Annotated in this window: 17 protein-coding genes; 12 read left to right on the plus strand and 5 right to left on the minus strand. The window is 72.1% G+C overall.

The window, feature by feature from the left end:
* Positions 1-9: 9 nt before the first annotated feature.
* The 3 genes from ACFZDK_RS41785 to ACFZDK_RS41795 all read right to left on the minus strand — a co-directional run bounded on the left by ACFZDK_RS41785 (position 10) and on the right by ACFZDK_RS41795 (position 4,502).
* Positions 10-531, minus strand: a complete 522-nt coding sequence (locus tag ACFZDK_RS41785; RefSeq protein ID WP_390980741.1) for a hypothetical protein — start codon at positions 529-531, stop codon at positions 10-12.
* Positions 532-643: 112 nt separating this feature from the next.
* Complete coding sequence (locus tag ACFZDK_RS41790; protein ID WP_390980743.1) at positions 644-2,599, minus strand: amino acid transporter; 1,956 nt, start codon at positions 2,597-2,599, stop codon at positions 644-646.
* A 334-nt stretch (positions 2,600-2,933) separates the two neighbouring features.
* Entirely contained in the window at positions 2,934-4,502 is a 1,569-nt protein-coding gene (locus ACFZDK_RS41795; RefSeq protein WP_390980745.1) for a Na+/H+ antiporter, read from the minus strand.
* Between the two features lie 183 nt (positions 4,503-4,685).
* Between ACFZDK_RS41795 and ACFZDK_RS41800 the strand changes: the two genes are divergently transcribed.
* The gene (locus tag ACFZDK_RS41800; protein ID WP_390980747.1) at positions 4,686-7,184 is read left to right on the plus strand and encodes an ATP-binding protein; all 2,499 of its coding nucleotides are present in this window, start codon (positions 4,686-4,688) and stop codon (positions 7,182-7,184) included.
* Between the two features lie 172 nt (positions 7,185-7,356).
* Positions 7,357-9,177: an NAD-binding protein gene (locus tag ACFZDK_RS41805; protein ID WP_390980749.1), complete on the plus strand. Its 1,821-nt coding sequence runs from the start codon at positions 7,357-7,359 to the stop codon at positions 9,175-9,177.
* Here the strand turns inward: ACFZDK_RS41805 and ACFZDK_RS41810 are convergent.
* Complete coding sequence (locus ACFZDK_RS41810) at positions 9,155-9,655, minus strand: hypothetical protein (RefSeq protein ID WP_390980751.1); 501 nt, start codon at positions 9,653-9,655, stop codon at positions 9,155-9,157. The genes ACFZDK_RS41805 and ACFZDK_RS41810 overlap by 23 nt on opposite strands.
* Before the next feature lie 232 nt (positions 9,656-9,887).
* Here ACFZDK_RS41810 and ACFZDK_RS41815 point away from each other — a divergent pair, with 232 nt between their 5' ends.
* The 7 genes from ACFZDK_RS41815 to ACFZDK_RS41845 all read left to right on the plus strand — a co-directional run bounded on the left by ACFZDK_RS41815 (position 9,888) and on the right by ACFZDK_RS41845 (position 19,655).
* Positions 9,888-11,654 carry an amino acid permease gene (locus tag ACFZDK_RS41815; protein WP_390980753.1) on the plus strand — a complete coding sequence of 589 codons (1,767 nt, stop codon included), beginning with the start codon at positions 9,888-9,890 and terminating at the stop codon, positions 11,652-11,654.
* Between the two features lie 241 nt (positions 11,655-11,895).
* On the plus strand, positions 11,896-11,985 hold the full coding sequence (gene kdpF / locus ACFZDK_RS41820) for a K(+)-transporting ATPase subunit F (RefSeq protein WP_016434100.1): 90 nt from the start codon (positions 11,896-11,898) through the stop codon (positions 11,983-11,985).
* Between the two features lie 7 nt (positions 11,986-11,992).
* The gene (kdpA, locus tag ACFZDK_RS41825) at positions 11,993-13,657 is read left to right on the plus strand and encodes a potassium-transporting ATPase subunit KdpA (protein ID WP_390980755.1); all 1,665 of its coding nucleotides are present in this window, start codon (positions 11,993-11,995) and stop codon (positions 13,655-13,657) included.
* The gene (gene kdpB / locus ACFZDK_RS41830; RefSeq protein WP_390980757.1) at positions 13,654-15,780 is read left to right on the plus strand and encodes a potassium-transporting ATPase subunit KdpB; all 2,127 of its coding nucleotides are present in this window, start codon (positions 13,654-13,656) and stop codon (positions 15,778-15,780) included. The genes kdpA and kdpB overlap by 4 nt, the downstream gene beginning before the upstream one ends.
* Before the next feature lie 5 nt (positions 15,781-15,785).
* Positions 15,786-16,418, plus strand: coding sequence for a potassium-transporting ATPase subunit C (locus ACFZDK_RS41835; protein WP_390980759.1), 633 nt, complete (start codon positions 15,786-15,788; stop codon positions 16,416-16,418).
* 11 nt (positions 16,419-16,429) lie between these two features.
* Positions 16,430-17,113 (plus strand): response regulator, encoded by a 684-nt coding sequence (locus ACFZDK_RS41840; RefSeq protein ID WP_390980761.1) that lies wholly within the window; start codon positions 16,430-16,432, stop codon positions 17,111-17,113.
* A gap of 1 nt (position 17,114) precedes the next feature.
* The gene (locus ACFZDK_RS41845; RefSeq protein WP_390980763.1) at positions 17,115-19,655 is read left to right on the plus strand and encodes an ATP-binding protein; all 2,541 of its coding nucleotides are present in this window, start codon (positions 17,115-17,117) and stop codon (positions 19,653-19,655) included.
* 25 nt (positions 19,656-19,680) lie between these two features.
* Here the strand turns inward: ACFZDK_RS41845 and ACFZDK_RS41850 are convergent, their stop codons facing one another.
* Positions 19,681-20,217 carry a universal stress protein gene (locus ACFZDK_RS41850; protein WP_390980765.1) on the minus strand — a complete coding sequence of 179 codons (537 nt, stop codon included), beginning with the start codon at positions 20,215-20,217 and terminating at the stop codon, positions 19,681-19,683.
* Positions 20,218-20,518: 301 nt separating this feature from the next.
* Between ACFZDK_RS41850 and ACFZDK_RS41855 the strand changes: the two genes are divergently transcribed.
* The 3 genes from ACFZDK_RS41855 (at position 20,519) to ACFZDK_RS41865 (ending at position 24,181) form a co-directional block, all read left to right on the plus strand.
* The gene (locus ACFZDK_RS41855; protein WP_390980767.1) at positions 20,519-20,866 is read left to right on the plus strand and encodes an SAV_915 family protein; all 348 of its coding nucleotides are present in this window, start codon (positions 20,519-20,521) and stop codon (positions 20,864-20,866) included.
* A 38-nt stretch (positions 20,867-20,904) separates the two neighbouring features.
* Entirely contained in the window at positions 20,905-22,275 is a 1,371-nt protein-coding gene (gene lysA, locus ACFZDK_RS41860; protein ID WP_390980769.1) for a diaminopimelate decarboxylase, read from the plus strand.
* Between the two features lie 88 nt (positions 22,276-22,363).
* The gene (locus ACFZDK_RS41865) at positions 22,364-24,181 is read left to right on the plus strand and encodes an amino acid permease (RefSeq protein ID WP_390980771.1); all 1,818 of its coding nucleotides are present in this window, start codon (positions 22,364-22,366) and stop codon (positions 24,179-24,181) included.
* The last annotated feature ends 72 nt before the right edge of the window (positions 24,182-24,253 follow it).

Below are 24,253 nucleotides of genomic sequence, written 5' to 3' on the forward strand. Positions count from 1 at the left end.
GGGCGGCGGTCAGGTGAGTCCGGACGCGTCGAGGACCGCGCGCGCGTTCGTGTCGTCGATCTCGTGGCCGAGCCGCGCCAGCACGTCGGCGCCCCGGCGCAGGGTGCCGCGCTCCACGGAGCGGCGGACGCCGGTGTCCAGCTCGTGCCAGAGCAGGGGATTGGCGTGCAGTACGCCCAGGTCGAGTTCCAGGCGGCTGCCGTGGGTGTCGCGCAGGACCAGATGCGCCGCGACGTCCCCGTACTGGCCGACGTAGACGAGCGAGTCGGTGCGGACGGTACGGCGGCGCAGCGGGCTGCGGACGGCCAGCCAGCCGGGGCCCGCCGTGACGCGGGCCGGCAGCAGCATGCTGAGAATCGCGGCCGACAGGGCGACCCAGAGCAGGGCGCGGGCCGGGGTGAGGGTGCCGGCGTCCCAGTCCACCAGGAGCGTCAGCCCGCCGAAGCCGAGGGCACAGCCGACGGCCAGACGTGCGCTGTCCCGCCAGGTGCGGTCGCCCGCCGCCCGGCCCCTGCGTCTTATGTCCTCCATGAGGCCGACGGTAGGGGCCGGTGGGCGCGCAGGACCGGCCGCTGACACGGTTCTTATGCGGACCCACCGGTTATTGACGGGATTCTTACGACGAGGACGGGCCCGCCAGCGCTCAGCCGGTGTGGACGCGTGGCCGCCGGGGGCGGTCCGGCTCCGCCTCGCGCAGCACCTCGCGGGTGACCGGGGCGACCTCGCCCTGGCCGAAGAGGAAGAAGCGCAGGAAGTTGGCGAACGGGTTGCCCTCGGTCCACTCGAAGTAGATGTGCGGGATGCAGCGGGTCTCGTCCCGGACGTGCAGCAGCAGTGCGGCCAGGGCGTTGGGGATGGAGGCCGACTCCAGGGTGAGGACGCGGTAGCGGTTGTGCAGGACCTCGCCGCGGACGGTCAGGCCCGCCTCGAACTCGGAGGGGTCGGTGAGCGTGACCTCGACGAAGACGAAGTCCTCCTGCTCGGGCATGTCGTTGTCGGCGCGGATCTGGTCGATCTTGTCGCGGTACTCGGCCTTGTCGCGGGCGTCCGGCTCGTTGGCGATGAACCGGATCTTGCGGCTGGCCATGTCGCGGACGAATCGTTCCGCCATGTCATCGAGCGTCACGCTCGTCACGCGCAGTTCGAAGGCGCGGGCCAGCCGGGAGAGGAGGGAGACCAGGATGATGCCGACGATGAAGCAGGCACCGATCTTCACACCGTCCGGGCGCTCGACGACGTTCGCGACGGTCACGTAGAGCAGGACCGCCGAGACGACCGCGAAGCCGATGGTCCACCCGCGTTGCGCGGCCCTGCGGGCGGCGATGGTCACCGCGATCGCGGCGGAGGACATCAGGACTAGCACGCCGGTGGCGTAGGCGCCGCCCTGTGCGTCGACGTTGGCGTCGAAGAGCCAGGTGACCAGGAAGGCGATCAGGGTGAAGACGATGACCATCGGGCGCACGGCGCGGGCCCAGTGCGGAGCCATTCCGTAGCGGGGCAGGTAGCGGGGCATGAGGTTGAGCAGGCCGGCCATCGCGGAGGCGCCGGCGAACCACAGGATGGCGATGGTCGAGAGGTCGTAGACCGTGCCGAAGGCGTTGCCCAGGTACTCGTGCGCGAGGTAGGCGAGCGCGCGCCCGTTGGCCTGGCCGCCGGGTTTGAACTCGTTCTCCGGGATGAGCACGGTCGTGATGAAGCTGGTGGCGATCAGGAAGACGCTCATGATCAGCGCGGCGGTGGTGAGCAGCTTTTTGGTGTCGCGGATGCGGCCCCTGGGGTTCTCCTCGGTGTCGTCCGGGTCGCCTTGGACGTGCGGCATCACGGCGACACCGGTCTCGAAGCCGGACAGGCCGAGGGCGAGCTTGGGGAAGACCAGCAGGGAGACGCCGATCATGGCGAAGATGTTGCCGTGCTCGGTGGTGAGGGCGCTGGTCCAGTCGGTGACCACGTGCCCGGCGGTGAGGACGTGCCACATGCCGACGATGACCACGATGGTGTTGAGCGCCAGGTAGGCGGCCACCAGGGCGACGGCGACGCCGATGGCCTCCAGGAAGCCCTTGAGGAAGACCGCGCCGAGCAAGGCCACCAGCAGCAGGGTGATGATCATCTGCTGGCCGTGCAGCGTGCTCGTCAGGTGCGGGTTCTCGATGAGGTGGGTGGAGGCGTCCGCAGCGGACAGCGTGATGGTGATCAGGAAGTCGGTGGCGGCGAAGCCGAGCAGGGTCAGCACGAAGAGCTTGCCCTGCCAGAAGGAGAGCAGCCGCTCCAGCATCGCGATGGAGCCCTCGCCGTGCGGGCTCTCCTCGGCGACGCGGCGGTAGACCGGCAGGGCGCCGGCCAGGGTGACGATCACGAGCACGATCGTCGCGATCGGCGACAGCAGACCGGCCGCGAGGGCGGCGATGCCCGGCTGGTAGCCGAGGGTCGAGAAGTAGTCCACACCGGTCAGGCACATCACCCGCCACCAGCGCTGGCCCTTGTGCGCGGCCTCGGGCTGTGCGTCGGGCCCGGTGTGACCGCCGCCCTTGCCCATGTCGGACAGCCCCTCCAGCATCCAGGCGCGCAGGCGGCTGGGAGGGGGATGTTCGGTCGTGGCCATGGGGTGGGCTCCTGGTGTCCGGCGCGGTCTGGGTGCGGCGCAGTTCGATTCCGGCCATCACGCGGACGGCGGCACCAGCGTAAGCAGAGAGTGACGCGTGGGCCCACGGATAGGCGCGGGCTGGGCGTCAAGCTTGCGTTAAGAACAGCCTGGCAGGCGGTGGCCGAGCATCGGGAAAGGGCGGCCCGGAGGACGTGACGAGGCGTTCGGCTGTACGGGGGACGGCGAGCGGGCGAGGGAAACCGGACACCGAGCGTTATCCCCTACGACGGTCATGTCCCGACCCTCGCACGGCCGCGCGCCCCGCCGTTCCCGCACGAACGGGTCGCCTCCGTCAGGCGTCCGCCAGCCGTGCCTCCTCCAGGTCCAGCGACCGCTGCAGCCGCCGTCGTGTCGTGTCGCTGATCGTGTGTTCGTCGTACAGCCGCCGCAGCTCCGCCGCCTCCACCGCGATCAGGTCGCGGCGCAGCTGCCGGTAGACCAGGTCGGCCGACTCGGTCGGCTCGGCCCTGCGGTCGGCCAGCCGGTCGCGGGCGTCGTCGAGGCGGGCGTGGAGACCGCGCCGGAGCCGGTCGAGGACCACGTCCGGTACCGCCTCCAGTTCGGACAGCTCCTCCAGACGCCGGATGCCCGCGTCGGCCAGCCGGCAGCGGGCGGCGGCCTCCTCGCGCTCGGTGTGGTCGGGCTCCAGGGCGATGCCGGAACGGCGCACGACGGAGGCCAGGGTGAAGCCCTGGACGACCAGGGTGACGACCACGACCGAGGTGGTGAGGACCAGGACGAGCGGGCGTTCGGTGAGCACGGAGCCGTCCTTCGCCGCCACCGGGATCGACAGCGCCGCCGCCAGCGGCACCACGCCCCGGGTGCCGGCCCAGGTCAGCACCACCGGCACCCGCCAGTTCGGCCGTTGGACGCCGCCCTTGCGCTGCACCACCGCCGACAGCGGCGCCAGCCACAGCAGCCGTACCGCGATCAGCGTGCTGGCCACGGCGAGGGCGTACAGCGGCCACGCCCGGTCGCCGTCGGACAGCGCCCGCACCTGGGCGGGCAGCGCGAGCCCTATCAGGCTGAAGACCACGCTCTCCAGCAGGAACACCACCGTTCCGTACACGGCGTGCAGCTGGAGCCTGATCCGGGCGTCGGTGAGCCGGTCGCCGCGGCCGCCCAGAACCACGCCCGCCACGACCACCGAGGTGACGCCCGAGGTGTGGGCCGCCTCCGCGAGGACGTAGGCCGCATACGGCGTCACCAGCGATATCACCGTCTCCAGGACCGGGTCCTCGGTGCGCCGCCTGATGACCGCGACGACGGCGGCGACGAGCCCGCCGATCAGCGTGCCGCCCCCGGCGAGCAGCAGGAACTCGCCCCCCGCGGCTCCCCAGTTCGCCGCCGCCGAGGCCACCGCCACGCTCACCGCGACCCGGTAGAGCACCAGGGAGGTCGCGTCGTTGAAGAGACTCTCCGCCTGCACCAGCATCTGCACCTTCGGCGGCAGCGCCAGCCGGCGGCCGAGCGCGGTCACGGCGACCGGGTCGGTGCTGGCCAGGATCGCGCCCAGGACCAGCGCCATCCGCCAGGACAGCGGGGTCACCAGGGAGGCCACCGCGCCGACGGCCGCCGCCGAGGCCAGCACCAGGCCGACGGCCAGCACCCCGACCGGCTTCCAGACCGCGCGCAGCTCGCGCCAGGAGAGTTCCTCGGCGCTGGCGTAGAGCAGCGGCGGGAGGACGACGAGGCCGATGACCTCGGGGCTGATCCGGATCTGCGGGGTGCCCGGCAGCAGGGCCACGGCCAGGCCCGCGACCACCAGGAGGGAGGGGGCCGGTATCCGCCACCTCCGGGCGAAGGTCGCCACCACCGTGGCCAGTACCACGAGAGCGAGAACCGTACCCACGCCGCGCATGCCGTCCCCCTGGGGTCCGACGGGAGCCACCCTGACTCCCGGCCGACCAGACTTCCCGGCACACCACCTTCACCCTATCCGGCCCAGGCGCCGTCAAGACAGTGTCAACGTCCTTGTCGGCGGCGCCAGAGACGCGTCAAGACGGCGTACCCGGGGCGGTGCCGCGCGCTTCTCTTTGGGGTGATGAACGACGTACCGCGCGGACGACTGAAGGTCTACCTCGGGGCCGCCCCAGGGGTCGGCAAGACCTACCGCATGCTCGACGAGGCCCAGCGCCGCGCGTCCCGGGGCGCGGACGTGGTGGTGGGGTTCGTGGAGTGCCACGGACGCCTGCGGACCGAGGCCATGACCGGCGGACTGGCGGCCGTGGGGCGGCTGCGCTGCGGCTACCGGGGCGGCGAGTTCGAGGAGATGGACGCCGCCGCCGTGCTGGCGCGCCGCCCTCAGGTGGCGATCGTCGACGAGTTCGCGCACACCAACATCCCCGGTGACGGCCGGCACCCCAAGCGCTGGCAGGACGTCGAGGACCTGCTCGCGGCCGGCATCGACGTGATCACCGCCGTCAACATCCAGCACCTGGAGTCCCTCAAGGACGTCGTCGAGAAGATCACCGGGGTGCCGCAGCACGAGACGGTGCCCGACGAGGTGGTCCGGCGGGCCGAGCAGATCGAGTTCGTCGACATCCCGCCCGAGGGCCTGCGCCGCCGCATGGCGCACGGCCACATCTACACCCCCGAGAAGATCGACGCGGCCCTCGCCAACTACTTCCGCCCCGGCAACCTCACCGCCCTGCGCCAGCTGGCCCTGCTCTGGGTCGCCGACCGGGTCGACGAGGCACTCCAGTCCTACCGCGCCGAACACGCCATCGGCGGGGTCTGGGAGACCCGGGAGCGGGTGGTGGTCGCGCTGACCGGCGGTCCCGAGGGCGACACCCTGGTACGACGGGCCGCGCGCATCGCCGACAGGTCGGCCGGCGGCGACCTGCTCGCCGTGCACGTGGCCCGCAGCAACGGCCTGGCCGCCGGTGTCTCGCACGCCTCGCTGACCCGGCAGCGCAGGCTGGTCGAGGACCTCGGCGGCAGCTACCACTCGGTGGTCGGCGACGACGTGGCCACCGCGCTGGTGGAGTTCGCGCGCGCCGAGAACGCCACCCAGCTCGTCCTCGGCACCAGCCGCCGGGGCCGCCTCGAACGCTTCCTGACCGGGCCGGGCACCGGGGAGACCGTGACCGCGCTCTCCGGGGACATCGACGTCCACCGGGTCACCCACGAACGCGCCGGACGCGGCACCCTGCTGCCCTCCCGCCGCCGGACCCTGTCGACCCGGCGCCTGATCGCCGGTCCGGTCGCCGGGCTCGTCCTCCCCGTGCTGCTCACCGTCGCCCTCGCCCAGGTCCGCGGCACCGTCAACCTGACCAGCGAGGCCCTGCTGTTCCTGCTCGCGGTGGTGGGCGTGGCCTGCATAGGCGGGGTGACCTCCGCCCTGATCGCCTCCGTCACCGCGTCCCTGCTGCTCAACTACTGGTTCATCCCGCCCATCGGCGCCTTCACCCTCGACGATCCCAACGCCCTGCTCGCGCTGGGGGTGTTCGCGGTGGTGGCCGCCACCGTCGCCGGGGTCGTCGACCGCTCGCTCAGGCTCTCCCGGCGGGCGGCGCGGGCCACCGCCGAGGCGGAGACCATGTCGTCGCTGGCCGGCAGCATCGTGCGCGGCGGCCAGACCATCCCGGCCCTGCTGGAACGCACCCGCGAGACCTTCGGCATGGACTCCGTCGAACTCGTCGACGCACCGCCGGACGGCGCCGACGCCACCGCGGTGCCCGCCGGACCCGGCAACCACCTGGTCCTGCGCGGCCGTACCCCCTCCGCCTCCGAACGGCGGGTGCTCGCCGCGTTCGCCGCGCACGTCGGCTCGGCCGTCGAACGGGCCCGGCTCGCCCAGGCAGCCGCCGAGGTCGAGCCGGTGCGCGCCGCCGACCGGATGCGCACCGCCCTGCTGCGCGCCGTCGGCCACGACCTGCGCACCCCGCTCGCGGCCGGCTGGGCCGCGGTCACCTCGCTGCGCAGCCGGGAGGTGGAGTTCACCCCGGAGGACCGCGACGAACTCCTCGCCACCGCCGAGGAGTCCATGGCCCGGCTGAGCCGGCTCGTCGACAACCTCCTCGACCTCAGCCGTCTGGAGGCCGGTGTCCTCACCCTCAACCTGCGGGCCACTGCCCTGGAGGAGGTGCTCCCGGCGGCACTGGCGGACACCCCGGCGGTGGAGGTGCACGGAGAGCCGGAGAACCTGCCACCGCTGCTGGCCGACCCGCCGCTGCTGGAGCGGGTGATCGCCAACCTGGTGGGCAACGCGGCCCGTTACAGCCCGCCCGGCACCCGGGTGCTGGTCACGGCGAGCGCGCTGGGCGACCGCGCGGAGCTGCGGGTCGTCGACCGGGGACCCGGGCTTCCGGCGAACGGCCGGGACCGGCTCTTCGAGCCCTTCCAGCGGCTCGGCGACACCGACAACACCACCGGTCTCGGCCTCGGACTCGCCCTCGCCCGCGGACTCACCGAGGCGATGGACGGCACCCTGACGCCCGAGGACACCCCGGGCGGGGGACTGACCATGGTCGTCTCGCTGCCGCTGGCCGACCGGACGCAACCCGTCCGGACACCGCAGCGGGTGGGAGGTGCCTGCTGAGCAGGGAATCCGGTTCCGCTCGTGGGGGCCGCGTCTTCTTGGCATGTTCTTGACGGATATTTGAACGGGTGTCAGGGGCCCGGCAGGAACCGGTGTCACAGCCGGTGCCGTTCTGGCTGATGTGACGTCAACCCTGCCCGTACCAGCGGTATCCGGAGAGCGCACCGGGCACATGGTGATCTGCGGCGACGACGGGCTCGCGCACCGGCTCGCCGTCGAACTGGACGCCGTGTGCGGGGAGGCCGTCACCGTCGTGCTGCCGTCCGCCGACGACGTGCACGGCGCCCAGGTCGCCGCCCTGCACCGCGACCCGGACTCCGCCGTCCGGCTCCATGTCTCCGCCCGCCCGGACGAGGCCACCCTGCGCGCGGCCGGCGTCGAACGGGCCGCCGCGCTCGCCCTCACCTACCGCGACGACCAGGTCAACGTGACCGCGGCCCTGCTGGCCCGCGCCGTCAACCCCTCCGTACGGCTGGTGGTGCGGATGTTCAACCGGGAGCGCGGCCGCCATCTGGAACGGCTCCTGGACCGGGCGGCGGGCCTGTGCGACGCGCCCGCGGCGGACACCTCCACCACCGTCCTCTCCGACGCCGACACCGCCGTACCGGAACTCGTCGCGGCCGCCGCCGTCGGCCACGGCCACACACTCCAGGTCGAGGGAAAGGTCTTCCGCGGGGTCGTCCGGCCGGCGGGCACCCCGCAGCACGCCACCGACCTCGCCACCCTCGCCGTGCTCTCCGGCGCCCACGAGGACGACCCGGCCAGCCAGGACAGCGCCGAGACGGCCGGCGAGGACGGGACCCAGCTGCTGCCGGACGACCACACGGCGTACCACCGGCAGTTCACCCACGGCCGGCTGGTGCTGGAGGAGGTCGTCCACCTCCACCCGGCCCAACCGGCCCGCCGCAGCTGGCGTTTCCGGCCGGTGCGCTGGGTGCGGGCGCGGTTCGCCCATCTGCCGTGGCGGGTCTTCCTCTCCCGCCAACTGGCCGCGGTCTACGGCTCGCTGGCGGCCGTGGTCGTCGCGCTGGCCACCGCCACCGCGCTCTTCGCCGACGAGCACCCCTGGTGGAAGAACGTCTACCTGCCGCTCCTGGACATCTTCACCATGGGCGACCCGGCCACCGAGGAGTCGCCCGCCCGCCGCATACTCCAGCTCGTCGCCGGCTTCGTCGGACTCGCCGTACTGCCCCTCGTCGTCGCGGCGACCATGAACGCCACCGAGGCGTTCCGCACCGCCTCCGCGAACCACCCGCCCGGCGAGGACGTCAGCGGCCATATCGTCCTGGTCGGCCTCGGCATGGTCGGCACGCGCGTCCTGGACCGGCTGCGCACCACCGGCCACCGGGTCGTCGCCGTCGAGCGCGACCCCCGCGCCCGGGGCGTCGCCCTCGCCCGCGAACTCGGCGTCCCGCTGATCCTGGAGGACGCGGCCGCCCCCGGCGTACTCGAACTCGCCCGGGTCCGGCAGTGCCGCTCCCTGCTCGTCCTCACCCGCGACGACGGCCAGAACCTCGACATCCTCATGGCCGTCAGGGAGTACAACCCCGGGGTACGGGTGGTGGCCCGGCTCTACGACGACGACTTCGCCGCGACCGTCCAGCGCACCCTGCGGGCGTCGTACCCGGACGCGCTGACCCGGAGCCGGAGCGTTTCCGCCCTGGCCGCGCCCTCGTTCGCCGCCGCCATGATGGGGCGCCATGTGCTGGGCGTGATGCCGGTGGAGCGGGGATCGCTGCTGTTCACCTGCGTGGACGTGGCCGGGCATCCGGAGCTGGAGGGGCGGTCCGTGCACCAGGCGTTCCGGCGGCGGGAGTGGCGGGTGCTGGCGGTCGGGCCGGTCGGCGGGGACGCGGGGGCCTCGGGGACGGGGGCCTTCGACTGGCGGCCGGCTCAGGGGCGGGTGCTGGCGGCGGGGGACCGGGTGGTGATGGCCACCACCCGGCGGGGGCTCGACGTGTTGACGGGGTCTACTCCAGGCCCGACGCCTTGAACACGCCCAGGGCGTTCTCGCGCTCGACCTGTTCGCCGAGGCGGCTGAGGGCGAGCGAGCCGCAGAGGAGGGTGCCGGCCGTGGCGGCCTTGCGGGCGCCCTCGTCCACGCGCAGCCAGAGTTCGGGGTTGTCGACGAGGACCTGGGGGTCGAGGGCGAGGCGGTCGCCGAAGGTGTCGTGGAACAGCAGCCGGGGGGAGATGCCGTCCAGGCGACGGACGGAGACGAGGCGGTCCGTGCGGACCCTGCGGGTGCACAGCAGCCGACGGGAGGTGAGCCAGCCGTCGCCGGCGCGGACCCTGGCGGGGCAGAGGACCGTGAAGAGGAGCAGGGCGAGGGTGGTCCAGAGGGTGCCGCGCCACCAGGTCAGCGTCCCCGACCCCACGTCGATGAGGAGGAGCAGGGCGAGGAGCGCGCCTGCGCAACGGGCCGATGCGGAGACGTCTTTGGACCAGCGGCGGTCCTCGGAGGGCGGCATGGGGTGACGGTAGGGAGCGGGGGCCTACGGCGTCAGCAGGGGTGGCGTGTCTTTGATGGGACTCTGACGGGTTGTGGGTCGCTGCGGGGCGGTGGGGGCTGGTCGCGCCCACGCGGCGGCAGCCGCACATCAGATACAGCCCCGCGCCCCTGACGGGGCGCTGTCGTCACCCACGTCAGGAAGGCATCAAAGTCGATGCCTCACGCGCGAAGAACGCGCAAGGAGTCGTCGGGTGTGGCCCGACAGTGGGGAACGGCATCGGCTCACCGCTGCCACCGGGCTTGCCGCGCGGTCGTTGGACGCGATGGCGTCGGTGGCGTACGGGCCGGAGGGCATCGTGCTGGTGCCGGCCGCGGCCGGTGCGCACGGGCTCGGCTACACGCTGCCCGTCACGCTCGCGATCGCTGCCCTGCCGGCGGTGCTCGTCGCCTCGTCCCGGCAGGTCATCGCGGCCTTCCCGGACGGGGGCGGGTCCTATGCGGTGGCCCGGACCCACCTCGGGGCCCGGACCAGCCTCGTGGCCGCCGCGTCCCTGGTGCTCGACCACGTCCTCAACGTCGCCGTCGCGGTCACCGCCGATGTCGCCGCGCTGACCTCCGCCCTCCCGGCACTGTACCCGGACCGGCTGTGGCTCTGTCTGGCCGTGCTGGTGCTGGTCACGGGCGTCAGCCTGCGCGGCATCGTGGAGTCGGCGAGGGCGTTCATCGTGCCGACGGCGGTGTTCGTCGGGTCGATCCTCGTGCTGATCGTCGTGGGGCTCTTCCGGTCCTCGCCGGCCAGTACCGTCACCGCCGCGGGGCATGCGTCCGTGCTCGCGGACAACGCCACCGGTGTCGAGGCCATCGCCAACGCCGTGCCCTCCTTCCGGGTGCCGCGCGTCAAACGCGCCCAGCATGCGGAGATCGCCCTCGGAGCCGTGCTCGGCGTGATGCTGGTCGGCCTGTCGGTACTGATCTCCCGGTTCCATCTGCAGCCGGTGGCGGGTGTGACCGTCCTGGCGCAGCTCGCCGACGCCTCCCTCGGCCACAACTGGGGTTTCTACGTCGTCCAGTTCGCGACGATGATCCTGCTGGCGCTGTCAGCGAACACGTCGTTCGGCGGACTGCCGGTGCTGCTGAAGCTGCCGGCGCGCGACAACTACCTGCCGCACGTGTTCGCCTTGAAGGCCGACCGTCAGGTGCACCGGCACGGTGTGCTCGCCCTGGCCGTGGTCTCGGCCGGGCTGCTGGTGTTCTCCGGCGGTGACACCAACACGCTGGTGCCGATGTTCGCCATCGGGGTCTTCGTCGGGTTCACCATCGCCCAGGTGGGCATGGTGCGGCACTGGCGGCTGGAGAGGGGTGCCGGGTGGCGGGGGAAGGCGCTGCTCAACGGGTTCGGGGCCGTGCTGACCGGGGTCGCCACCGTCGTCGTCACCGCCAGTAAGTTCACCGAGGGCGCCTGGCTCGTCGTCGTGATGCTGCCGCTGCTCGTGGCCGCGTTCGTCGCCGTGCGGCGCGCCTACGCGCGGATCGGGGAGCGGCTGGGGCTCGGGCGGATTCCCGAGCCGCCGCACCGGGAGCGGTCGGTCGTGCTCGTGCCGGTGTCGTCGCTGTCCCGGCTCACCTCCGAGGCGCTCTCCGCGGCCGCCTCCCTCGGCGACGAGGTCCGGGCCGTCACCGTCTGCCACCCCGACCCCGAGGACCGGGCCCAGCTGCACGCCCTGGAGCGCGCCTGGGCCGCGTGGGACCCCGGGGTGCCACTGGTCCGGGTGAGCTGCGAGCGGCGCTCCCTGGGCCGTCCCATCGCCGCGTACGTCCGTGAGGTGAGCGCGGCCGAGCCGGCCACCCGGGTGACCGTGCTGATCCCGGAGGCCGAGCCGGAGCGGCTCTGGCTGGGGGTCCCCCCGCGCGGAGCGTCGGGGAGGCTGCTGCAGAACCAGCGCGGTGCCCTCGTCGCACACGCCGTGCGGCGGGAGACCGACGCGGTGATCTGCCGGCTGCGGTTCCGGTTGTTCTGAGCCCGGCACGCCTCCGACCTGCGTGATCGTCCTGCCGTAAGAGTCCCGTCAAAGCCGTGTCCACGGCCGTAAGGGAGCCGTCAACGGCGGTCGAAACCGGCCACGAAGGCTGTTTGCTCTAACCGTCCGAGTCCGTTCCGCACCTCATCCAGGAGTTCACGATGGCCGATCTGGCCTTCGTCGTCACCGTGCTCGCGGGTTTCGCGCTGGTGGCGCTCGTCGCCAAGGGGGTGACGAAGCTGTGACCGCCGAGAACATCGTCGGCCTCGTCGTGGCCGTCGCCCTGCTGGGCTATCTCGTCCTCGCCCTGATCTTCCCGGAGAGGTTCTGAGACAGTCATGGGTCCCGTACTCGCAGGCGTGCTCCAGCTGCTCGCCCTGATAGGCGCGCTGGCGCTCTGCTACATCCCCTTCGGCACCTACATGGCGAAGGTCTACTCCTCCGACCGGCACTGGCGGGTCGAGAAGTGGATCTACAAGAGCATCGGAGCCAACCCCGACACCGAGATGCGCTGGCCCGCCTATCTGCGCGGTGTGCTGGCCTTCTCGCTCGTCGGCGTCCTCTTCCTCTACTTGCTGCAGCGGCTCCAGGGCGTCCTGCCCGGCTCGCTGGGGTTCTCGTCGGTGAACCCGGCGCAGTCGTTCAACACGGCCGTCTCCTTCGTGACCAACACGAACTGGCAGTCGTACTACGGCGAGCAGACCATGGGGCACGTCGTGCAGACCGCCGGTCTGGCCGTGCAGAACTTCGTGTCGGCGGCCGTCGGTATCGCCGTCGCGGTGGCGCTGGTGCGCGGGTTCGCGCGCTCGCGTACCGGGGAGATCGGCAACTTCTGGTCCGATCTGGTGCGGGGTGTCATCCGCATCCTGGTGCCGTTCGCCGCCGTCGCCGCCGTCATCCTGGTGGCCTGCGGGGCCATCCAGAACTTCTCCGGCATTCATGAAGTCGGGCAGTTCATGGGCGGTTCGCAGCAGTGGAACGGCGGGGCCGTGGCCTCGCAGGAGGCGATTAAGGAGCTGGGGACGAACGGTGGTGGTTACTTCAACGCCAACTCGGCCCACCCGTTCGAGAACCCGACGCCGTTCACGAACCTGTTCGAGATCTTCCTGATCCTGATCATTCCGTTCTCGCTGACCCGCACCTTCGGTGTGATGGTCGGCTCGGTGAAGCAGGGCTACGCGATCCTCGCGACGATGTTCACCATCTGGGTGGGCTTCGTGGCCCTGATGATGTGGACCGAGTTCGCCCACCACGGCCCCGCACTTCAGCTCGCGGGCGGCGCCTACGAGGGCAAGGAGGTCCGCTTCGGCATCGGCGGCTCGTCCATCTTCGCGGTGTCGACGACGTTGACGTCGACGGGTGCGGTGGACTCCTTCCACTCGTCCTTCACGGGTCTGGGCGGCGGGATCACGCTGCTGAGCATGATGCTGGGCGAGATCGCGCCCGGCGGCACCGGTTCCGGTCTCTACGGCATCCTGATCATGGCGATCATCGCGGTGTTCATCGCCGGTCTGATGGTGGGTCGTACGCCCGAGTACCTGGGCAAGAAGATCGGCGCCCGCGAGATCAAGCTGTCGGCGATCTACATCCTGATCACCCCGGCGCTCGCCCTGGTCTTCGCGGCCGCCTCCATGGCGCTGCCGACTCCGCCGCACTCGATGCTCAACCCCGGGGCGCACGGGTTCTCCGAGGTGCTGTACGCGTTCACCTCGGCGGCCAACAACAACGGTTCGGCCTTCGCGGGTCTGAACGCGAACACCGACTGGTTCAACACGATGACCGGTCTGGCGATGCTGTTCGGCCGCTTCCTGCCGATGGTGTTCGTGCTGGCGCTGGCCGGCTCGCTCGCCGAGCAGCGGCCCGTCCCGGCCACGGCTGGCACCCTGCGCACCGAGAAGCCGCTGTTCACCGGCCTGTTGGTGGGCGCGATCCTCATCATCACCGGTCTGACCTACTTCCCGGCCCTGGCGCTGGGTCCGCTGGCCGAGGGGCTGGCGTCATGACCACCCGAACGGAAGCCCACGAGGACACCATGTCCACTCCCACCCTTGCGCCCCACCAGGACGCGCCCACCGGGCACAAGCCGGCCGAAGGCCGTGTCGGCGCGGGCCTGTTCGACCCCAAGCAGCTGGTCAGGTCCCTCCCCGAGGCCTGCCGCAAGCTCGACCCGCGGGTGATGGTCAAGTCGCCCGTGATGTTCGTGGTGTGGGTCGGCTCGATCCTGACCACCGTCTTCTCCTTCAAGGACCCGGGCGACTGGTTCGGCTGGACCATCAGCGCCTGGCTCTGGCTCACCGTGATCTTCGCCAACCTCGCGGAGGCGGTCGCCGAGGGCCGCGGCAAGGCCCAGGCGGACACCCTGCGCAAGGCCAAGACCGACACGGTGGCCCGCCGCCTGGTGGGTGACACCGAGGAGCAGGTGCCCGGCACCGAACTGCGGATCGGTGACCTGGTCGTCTGCGAGGCCGGCGACATCATCCCCGGCGACGGTGACGTCGTCGAGGGCGTCGCCTCCGTCGACGAGTCGGCGATCACCGGTGAGTCGGCCCCGGTCATCCGGGAGTCCGGCGGTGACCGCTCCGCCGTGACCGGCGGTACGAAGGTGCTGTCCGACCGGATCGTCATCAAGATCACGACGAAGCCGGGCGAGACCTTCATCGACCGGATGATCAGCCTCGTCGAGGGCGCGGCCCGGCAGAAGACGCCGAACGAGATCGCGCTGAACATCCTGCTCGCCTCGCTGACGATCGTCTTCCTGCTGGCCGTCGCCACGCTGCCGCCGTTCGCCGACTACGCGGGCACCCACCTGACCATGGTGGTCCTGGTGGCGCTGCTGGTCTGCCTGATCCCGACCACCATCGGCGCGCTGCTGTCGGCGATCGGTATCGCCGGCATGGACCGGCTGGTGCAGCGCAATGTGCTCGCCATGTCCGGTCGTGCGGTCGAGGCCGCCGGTGACGTCTCCACACTGCTGCTGGACAAGACCGGCACCATCACCCTCGGCAACCGTCAGGCCTCCGAGTTCGTGCCGGTGCGGGGGGTCACCGAGGCCGAGGTGGCCGACGCGGCCCAGCTGTCGTCGCTGGCCGACGAGACGCCGGAGGGCCGCTCCATCGTCGTACTGGCGAAGGAGAAGTACGGGCTGCGGGAGCGGCACCAGGGCGAGCTGGCGCACGCCGAGTGGATCGCCTTCACCGCCCAGACCCGGATGTCGGGTGTGGACGTCGACGGGCGGAAGATCCGCAAGGGCGCGGCCGGTTCGGTCATCGCCTGGGTCCGCGAGCAGGGTGGCACGGTCGCCGAGGACGCGGACACCCTCGCGGCGGCCATCTCGCAGGCCGGCGGCACCCCGCTGCTGGTCGCGGTCGAGGATGCCGAGGGCGCCCGGATCCTGGGTGTCGTCCACCTCAAGGACGTCGTCAAGGACGGCATGCGGGAGCGGTTCGAGGAACTGCGCCGGATGGGCATCAAGACGGTCATGATCACGGGTGACAACCCGCTGACCGCCAAGGCGATCGCCGAGGAGGCGGGTGTCGACGACTTCCTCGCCGAGGCCACCCCCGAGGACAAGATGGCCCTCATCAAGCGGGAGCAGGCGGGCGGCAAGCTGGTCGCGATGACCGGTGACGGTACGAACGACGCACCTGCGCTGGCCCAGGCGGACGTCGGCGTGGCGATGAACACGGGTACGTCGGCCGCCAAGGAGGCCGGCAACATGGTCGACCTCGACTCCAACCCGACCAAGCTGATCGAGATCGTCGAGATCGGCAAGCAACTGCTGATCACGCGCGGTGCGCTGACCACGTTCTCCATCGCCAACGACGTGGCGAAGTACTTCGCGATCATCCCGGCCATGTTCGCCGTGGTCTACCCGGGCCTGGACAAGCTCAACATCATGGGCCTGTCCTCGCCCAGCTCCGCGATCCTGTCCGCGGTCATCTTCAACGCCCTGATCATCATCGCGCTGGTGCCGCTCTCCCTGAAGGGCGTGCAGTACCGGCCGGTCAGCGCCGACAAGATGCTCCGCCGCAACCTCGGGATCTACGGCCTCGGCGGGCTGATCGCCCCCTTCGTCGGCATCAAGATCATCGACCTGCTCATCTCCCTCATCCCCGGAATCGGTTGAGCGCCATGAACAACTCCGTAACCAACACCGCCCGGTTGCTCTGGGCGGGCCTGCGGGCCCTGCTGGTGCTGACCCTGGTGACGGGCGTCGTCTACCCCCTGGTCGTCACCGGCGTCGCCCAGGCCGCGTTCCACGGCAAGGCGAACGGCTCCGAGGTCAAGGCGGGGGGCAAGGTCGTCGGGTCGTCCCTGATCGGCCAACAGGGCTACGGCCTCGACTACTTCCAGGGCCGCCCGGCGGGCGGGCTCGGCACCAACAGCGTCAACACCCAGTACAAGCTGATCCTTTCGGGTGCGACGAACCTCGCCGCCGACAACAAGGTGCTCATCCAGCAGGTGAAGGACGCCCAGGCCGCCGTCGTCAAGGACAACTCGGTGCCCGGCTACACGGTCAGGGTGTCCGAGGTGCCCGCCGACGCGGTCACGTCGTCCGGCTCCGGTCTGGACCCGGACATCTCCCCGGCCTACGCCGAGCTCCAGGTCCACCGGGTCGCCGCGCGGAACGACCTGCCGGTCGCCCAGGTGGAGAAGCTGGTGAAGGACCACACCACGGGCCGCACCCTCGGCTTCATCGGGGAGCCCCGGGTGAACGTCCTCCAACTCAACATCGCGCTCAAGGAACTGACCAAGGGCAGCTGAGAGGCCGACCGATGACCCGAGTGCTGGTCGTGGAAGACGACCCCCAGCTCGTACGCGCACTCGTGATCAACATGCAGGCACGCCAGTACGGAGTGGACGCGGCGCCCGACGGCGCCACGGCCCTCCGGCTGGCGGCCGCGCGTCAGCCGGACGTGGTGATGCTCGACCTCGGACTGCCCGACATGGACGGGGTCGACGTCATCAGGGCGCTGCGCGGCTGGACCCGCGTACCGATCCTGGTGCTGTCCGCGCGGCAGGCCTCCGACGAGAAGGTCGCCGCGCTGGACGCGGGCGCCGACGACTACATCACCAAGCCGTTCAGCATGGACGAACTCCTCGCCCGGCTGCGCGCGGCGGTCCGCCGTACCGAGGACGTGCCGGCCGTGCCCGGGACCACCCGGGTGGAGACGGCCGACTTCACCATCGACCTGCTCGCGAAGAAGGCCGTACGGTCGGGCCACGACGTCCGGCTCACCCCCACCGAGTGGCATCTGCTGGAGATCCTGGTCACCAACCCCGGCCGGCTCGTCACGCAGAAGCACCTGCTGCGCGAGGTGTGGGGTGTCTCGCAGAGCAGCAAGACCAACTACCTGCGGGTCTACATGGCCCAGCTCCGCCGCAAACTCGAGGCGGACCCCTCACATCCCCGGTACCTGATCACCGAGCCCGGCATGGGCTACCGCTTCGAAGGATGACATGGCACGCGGCAGGCTCCGGATCTACCTCGGCGCGGCACCCGGCGTGGGCAAGACCTACGCCATGCTCTCCGAGGCCCACCGCAGGACCGAACGAGGCACGGACTGCGTCGTCGCCTTCGTCGAGCACCACGGGCGACCGCGCACCGAGGTGATGCTGCACGGCCTGGAGGAGATCCCGCGCAGGGAACTGGAGTACCGGGGCGCGGTGTTCACCGAGATGGACGTCGACGCCGTCCTCGCGCGCCGCCCCCGGGTCGCCCTCGTCGACGAACTCCCGCACACCAACATCCCGGGCTCCCGCAACGCCAAGCGCTGGCAGGACGTGGAGGAACTGCTGGCCGCCGGGATCGATGTCGTCTCGACGGTGAACATCCAGCATCTGGAGTCGCTGGGCGATGTCGTCGAGTCCATCACCGGCGTGCGCCAGCAGGAGACCGTGCCCGACGAGGTGGTCCGGCGCGCGGACCAGATCGAGCTGGTCGACATGTCCCCGCAGGCGCTGCGCCGGCGCATGGCGCACGGCAACATCTACCAGCCGGACAAGGTCGACGCGGCCCTGTCCAACTACTTCCGCCCCGGCAACCTCACCGCCCTGCGCGAACTCGCCCTGCTCTGGGTCGCGGACCGGGTCGACGAGTACCTGAACGCGTACCGCAGCGAGCACCGGGTCTCCGCCATCTGGGGCTCGCGGGAGCGGATCGTCGTCGGTCTGACCGGCGGTCCCGAGGGGCGGACGCTGATACGACGGGCCGCGCGGCTCGCCGAGAAGGGCGCCGGCGGCGAGGTGCTGGCCGTCTACATCGCGCGCAGCGACGGGTTGACCTCGGCCTCGCCGAAGGAACTCGCCGTCCAGCGCACGCTGGTGGAGGACCTCGGCGGCACCTTCCACCACGTCGTCGGCGAGGACGTCCCGGCGGCCCTGCTCGACTTCGCGCGCGGGGTCAACGCCACCCAGATCGTGCTCGGGGTCTCCCGGCGGCGGAGCTGGCAGTACGTCCTCGGACCCGGCGTCGGCGCCACGGTCGCCCGGGACTCCGGACCCGACCTGGACGTCCACCTCATCACGCACGACGAGGCCGGCAAGGGGCGGCTCCCGCTGGGGCGTTCGGCGCGGCTCGGCCGGTCCCGGATCATCTGGGGCTGGCTCGCCGGCGTGCTCGGCCCGGTCCTGCTCACCTGGCTGCTGACCGGCGCCGCACCCGAGGTGGGCCTGGCCAACGACATGCTGCTGTTCCTCGCCCTGACGGTCGCGTCGGCCCTGCTCGGCGGTCTGCTCCCGGCGCTCACCTCGGCGCTGGTCGGCTCCCTGCTGCTCAACTGGTTCTTCACCCCGCCGGTCCACACCCTCACCATCGCCGACCCCAAGAACATCGTCGCCATAGCGATCTTCGTCGGGGTCGCGGTGTCGGTGGCGTCGGTCGTGGACCTCGCGGCCCGGCGCACCCAGCAGGCGACCCGGCTGCGCGCCGAGTCGGAGATCCTGTCCTTCCTCGCGGGCAGCGTGCTGAGAGGGGAGACCAGCCTGGAGGCGCTCCTGGAACGGGTGCGCGAGACCTTCGGCATGGAGTCGGTGGCGCTGCTGGAGCGGGCGGACGACGTGGCGCCGTGGACCTGCGCGGGCAGCGTGGGGCCACGGCCGTGCCGGACGCCGGAGAACGCCGATGTCGACATGCCGGTCGGCGACCACCTGACCCTGGCGCTCTCCGGACGGGTGCTGCCCGCCTCCGACCGGCGCGTGCTCGCCGCGTTCGCGGCCCAGGCGGCCGTCGTCCTCGACCGGCAGCGGCTCCGGCAGGAGGCCGGCCGGGCGAAGGAGCTGGCCGAGGGCAACCGCATCCGCACCGCGCTGCTGGCCGCCGTCAGCCACGATCTGCGCACCCCGCTCGCCGGCATCAAGGCGTCGGTGTCCTCGCTGCGTTCGGACGACGTCGAGTGGTCCGAGGAGGACCGGGCGGAGCTCCTGGAGGCCATCGAGGCGGGCGCCGACCGGCTCGACCACCTGGTCGGGAACCTGCTCGACATGTCCCGGCTGCAGACCGGCACCGTCACGCCCATCGTCCGCGAGACCGACCTGGACGAGGTGGTGCCGATGGCGCTCGGCGGGGTTCCCGAGGACAGCGTCGAGCTGGACATCCCGGAGACGCTGCCCATGGTCGACGTCGACCGGGGGTTGCTGGAGCGGGTCGTCGCCAACGTGGTCGAGAACGCCGTCAAGTACAGCCCGGAGGGCACCCCCGTGCTGGTGAAGGCCAGTTCGCTGGCCGACCGGGTGGAGGTGCGGGTCGTGGACCGCGGTCCCGGCGTCCCCGACGAGGCCAAGGAGCGCATCTTCGAGCCGTTCCAGCGCCACGGTGACTCACCGCGCGGTGTCGGGGTCGGCCTGGGGCTGGCCGTGGCGCGCGGTTTCGCCGAGGCGACGGGTGGCACGCTCACCGCCGAGGACACCCCGGGCGGCGGCCTCACCATGGTGCTGAGCCTGCCGCCGGCGCGGGGGCGCGGACCGGAGCGGCCGGATCTGCCGGGCGCGGTGACGCGGTAGCCCTCAGGACGACAGTCGTTGCTCCTCAGGACGGCAACTGCCGTACGTCCAGAGGAAGATGCCAGGTGTTGCGGCGGTGCGCGGACGTCAGCGCGTCCGCCAGCGGAGACGGCGGCACCGCGAGGACCGGGCAGTGGGCGTGGGTCAGGCAGTAGCGGGTGACGCGGCCCGAGAAGGGCCGGTGCCAGCCGCGCCGGCCGGCGCCGACGACCAGGATGTCCTCGTCCCGGTCGGCGGTCTCCACCAGGGCCAGACCGGGGGTGGCGCGCACCACCACGCCGTGCAGCGGAATACCGGCGCCGGTGTCGCCGAAGACCTGGTCGAGCACGTCGGCCAGCTGCTCGCGGGCCATCTGTTGCCACTCCTGGACCAGCGGAGCCGGGGCCGGGGAGCGGCGCGCGGCCAGTTCGCCGCCCGGCGGTTCCCAGGCCAGCACCGGCCACAGCTCGGCCTCCCGGCGCCGGGCCTCCAGGGCCGCCCGGCGCAGGGCCGTGACGCTGCCCAGGGAGCCGCTCACACCGACGACGACCCGACCGGATGAGCAGGTGTCGTAACCGGACATGTATCCACCGTACTTCCGCGGCGGCCGCCGGGCGTCTCCCGGTGGCGGACCGCCTCCGTGACACCCCCGGGCCGGGGCACGGGCCAGCCCCGCGGCGGCTTCTTGGCACGCCTCTGACGTGCGAGACCTGCCTGGACGGCGCTCGCGTCAGCGTCCCGTCAACGTCGCCGCGATCACCGTCAGCGTCCCGTCATGAGGCATCTCGGGAGCGCCGGGAACGGGCATAGCGTCTGAGCAGAGCCCCGGTCGGCCTCCCCGCCGCCGGGGCGCTCCAGCTCCTTCCTGTGCCAGGAGGCACCCCATGTCAGAACTCCTCTGCGGCGACGATCCGGAGCCTTCCGATCGCTCCCCGGCCGGACCCCTGTTCGTACCGGTCCGGCCGGGACCCGTCGGGTACGCGGCCCGGTTGTTCCGCACCCCGCTCGGCGAACGCACCGCCGTCGCCTTCACCTCGGCCCGTCGACTCGCCGTCACGCTCGGCCCCGACCAGGCCTGGATCCGGCTCGCCGAACCCGTGCTGCGCACGCTGGCCGCACCGCTCGGCGTCACCACCGTCACGGTCGACCCCCAGCTGTCGGCGCCCGCCCCGACGCCGGTACCGCCGCTCGCGCCCGTCGCCGTGTCCCCGCGGACCGTCCGCACCGTCTGAGAGCGGACCGTCCGCATCGCCCGAGAGGGGAGTGCCCCATGACCACCCTGCACGAACCCGTCGTCACCGCCACACCCGCCGAGCTGTCGGTGTGGCCCGCCTCCACCACCGAGCCCCGGCCCGGCGCCCTGGCCGTGGGCGGAGTCCCGCTCGCCGAGGTCGCCGACCGCTTCGGTACCCCCGTCTACGTCCTCGACGAGAACGAGGTCCGCGAGCGCTGCCGCACCTACCGGCACGCCTTCCCGGACGCCGAAGTCCTCTACGCGGCCAAGGCGTTCCTGTGCCGGGCGATGGTCCACTGGACGGCACAGGAGGGCCTCGGCCTGGACGTCTGCTCGGCCGGCGAGCTGGAACTCGCGGTCACCACCGGGTTCCCGCCGGAGCGGATCGTGCTGCACGGCAACGCCAAGTCCCCGCGCGACCTGGAGACCGCGCTGCGGCTCGGCGTCGGGCGGATCGTCATCGACAGCCCGTCGGAGATCGCCCGGCTGGCCGCCGCCGTCGGACCGCACGGCCATCAGAAGGTCATGGTCCGGGCGGTGTCCGGGATCAGCGCGGGCGGCCACGAGAAGATCCGCACCGGAACGGACCACCAGAAGTTCGGGCTCTCCTCCCCCACTCTCGGCTTCGCTCGAGCGGGAGGTGCCCCCATCGACGGCTACGCCCAGCACGCCATCGCCCGGATACTGGACCAGCCGCAGCTCGAACTCACCGGCCTGCACTGCCACCTGGGCTCCCAGATCACCAGCGTGAAGCCCTACCTCGCCGCCGTGCGCCGGCTGGTCGGCCTCATGACCCGGCTGCACGAACAGCACGGACTGGTCCTGCCCGAGCTGGACCTCGGCGGCGGCCACGGCATCGCCTACCGGCCCGGCGAGCAGGCCCTCGACCTCACCGCCCTGGCCCGGCGGGTCCGCACCGAACTCTCCGACGCCTGCGCGATGGCCGGACTGCCGGTGCCCCGCCTGGTCATCGAGCCGGGCCGGGCGATCGTGGGGCCCGCGGGGATCGCCGTGTACCGGGTCCTCGCCGTCAAGCGGACCGGCGCGCACACCTTCGTCGCCGTGGACGGCGGGATGAGCGACAACCCGCGGCCCGCGCTGTACGGCGTCCGCTACGCACCCCGGCTCGTCGGCCGCGCGAGCGCCGCGCCGACCGCGCCGGTGACCGTCGTGGGCCGGCACTGCGAGGCGGGGGACGTGCTCGCGGCGGACGTGGAGCTGCCCTCCGACCTGCGCCCCGGCGACCTGCTCGCGGTGCCGGTGGCCGGCGCCTACCACCTCTCCATGGCCTCCGGCTACAACCTGGTCGGCCGCCCACCGGTCACCGCCGTCCGCGACGGCCACGCCCGGCTGCTGGTCCGCCGCGAGTCCCTGGAGGACATGCGCCGCCGGGACGTGGGGCTGTAGGACCGTGGGGCGGTCCGCGGGCTGCGCGGGACCGGTCGGCCCTTGAGACTGGTGGCGACCTGTCCCCCCCGGCCGTGATGAGGTCCCGATGGCGTATGGCCTGGCACGTCGTGAACTGCGACCGCGCGTCCCGCTACGCCCCGGTGAAGGCGAGAAGCACCATCTGACCAGCCTGGAAGGGCTGGCCGCGCTCTCCTTGGACGCGCTCAGCTCGGTGGCGTACGGTCCGGAGGCGATCGTGCTCGCCCTGGTGGTGGCCGGCACCGGGGCGCTGTCCGCCACCCTCCCCATCACGCTCGCGATCACCTTCCTGCTCGCGGCGCTCGTCGTGTCGTACGGCCAGGTCATCGCCGTTCACCCGGACGGCGGTGGCGCCTACGCCGTCGCCAAGGCCGATCTCGGGGCCACCGCGAGCCTGCTCGCCGCCGCCAGTCTGGTCGTCGACTACGTGCTCACCGTCGCCGTCAGCCTCGCCGCCGGCGCCGACGCGCTCGCCTCCGCGTTCCCCGTCTTCGCCCACGACAAGCTGATCGTCTGTCTGATCGCCCTGGCCCTGCTGACGGCGGTGAACCTGCGGGGCGTCTCCGACAGCGCCCGGGTGCTGATGCTGCCGACCGTCCTGTTCGTCGTCGCGATCCTCGGCGTCGTCCTGCTCGGCCTGCTGCGCCCGCACCCGGTCGCCGTCGTCGGCACCGCCCAGCCCGTGCACGCGACCGAGGCGCTGACCGCGCTGGTGATCCTCAAGGCGTTCTCGTCCGGTTGCTCCGCCCTGACCGGTGTGGAGGCCATCGCCAACGCCGTACCGACCTTCCGCACCCCGAGGGTCAGACGTGCCCAGCGCACGGAGCTGATGCTCGGCGCGCTGCTCGGGACCATGCTGGTCGGGCTCGCGGTCCTGATCCACCGCCACCATGTCGCCCCGCGCGGCGGGGTGACCGTCCTCGCCCAGCTCACCGCGGGCGCCTACGGCACCGGCTGGCCCTACTACGCCACCAACCTCCTCGTCACCCTCGTCCTGGGCCTCGCCGCCAACACCAGCTTCGGCGGCCTGCCCGTGCTGATGAGCCTGCTCGCCCGCGACCACCGGCTGCCCCACCTCTTCGGCCTGCGCGCCGAACGCCCCGTCTACCGCTACGGCGTGGTGGCCCTCGCCCTGCTGGCCGCGCTGCTGCTGCTGGCCACCGACGCCGACACCCACCGGCTGCTCCCGCTCTTCGCCATCGGCGTCTTCATCGGCTTCACCCTCAGCCAGGCCGGCCTGGTCCGGCACTGGGCGACCGGCCGGCCGGCCGGCTGGAAGCGCCGCGCGCTCATCAACGGCACCGGCGCCCTGCTCACCACCCTGGCCGGCGTCATCCTGCTGTTCACCAAGTTCCTGGAGGGCGCCTGGGTGGTGGTGATCGCCGTACCGCTGATGATGCTGCTGTTCGCCCGCATCCAGCGCTACTACACCGAGGTCGGCAAGGAACTGGGCCTCGGCCGGATCCCGGAGCCGCCGCCGCGGCGCACCACCAGCCTGGTGATCGTGCCGATCGGCGAGGTCAGCAAACTGGCCCGGCACGCCCTCGGCGCCGCCCTCGCCCTCGGCGACGAGGTGGTCGCGGTCGCGGTGCACGACGACCCCGGCACCTGCCGTGCGCTGGAGGAGGCCTGGCAGCGCTGGAACCCCGGCGTCCGCCTCGACGTCATCGACAGCCCGCACCGCTCCCTGGTCCAGCCGGTCGTCGACTACGTCCAGCGCGCCGCCGCGGACGGCCGCCAGGTCGCCGTCCTCATCCCCGAGGTGGAACCCCGGCACCGCCGTTACGAGATCCTCCAGAACCAGCGCGGCCTGCTCCTCGCGACCGTGCTGCGGGCCCGCACCGACGTCGTGGTGTGCATGCTGCCGTACCGGCTGAAGCTCTGACGGACGCCTTGTCGGGTCTCCGGCCGCCCCCTACAGTGCGCCCGTAAAGTTCGCCGAACTCGCCGAAACTTT

Source organism: Streptomyces sp. NPDC007901, assembly GCF_042959465.1.
Lineage (GTDB): Bacteria > Actinomycetota > Actinomycetes > Streptomycetales > Streptomycetaceae > Streptomyces.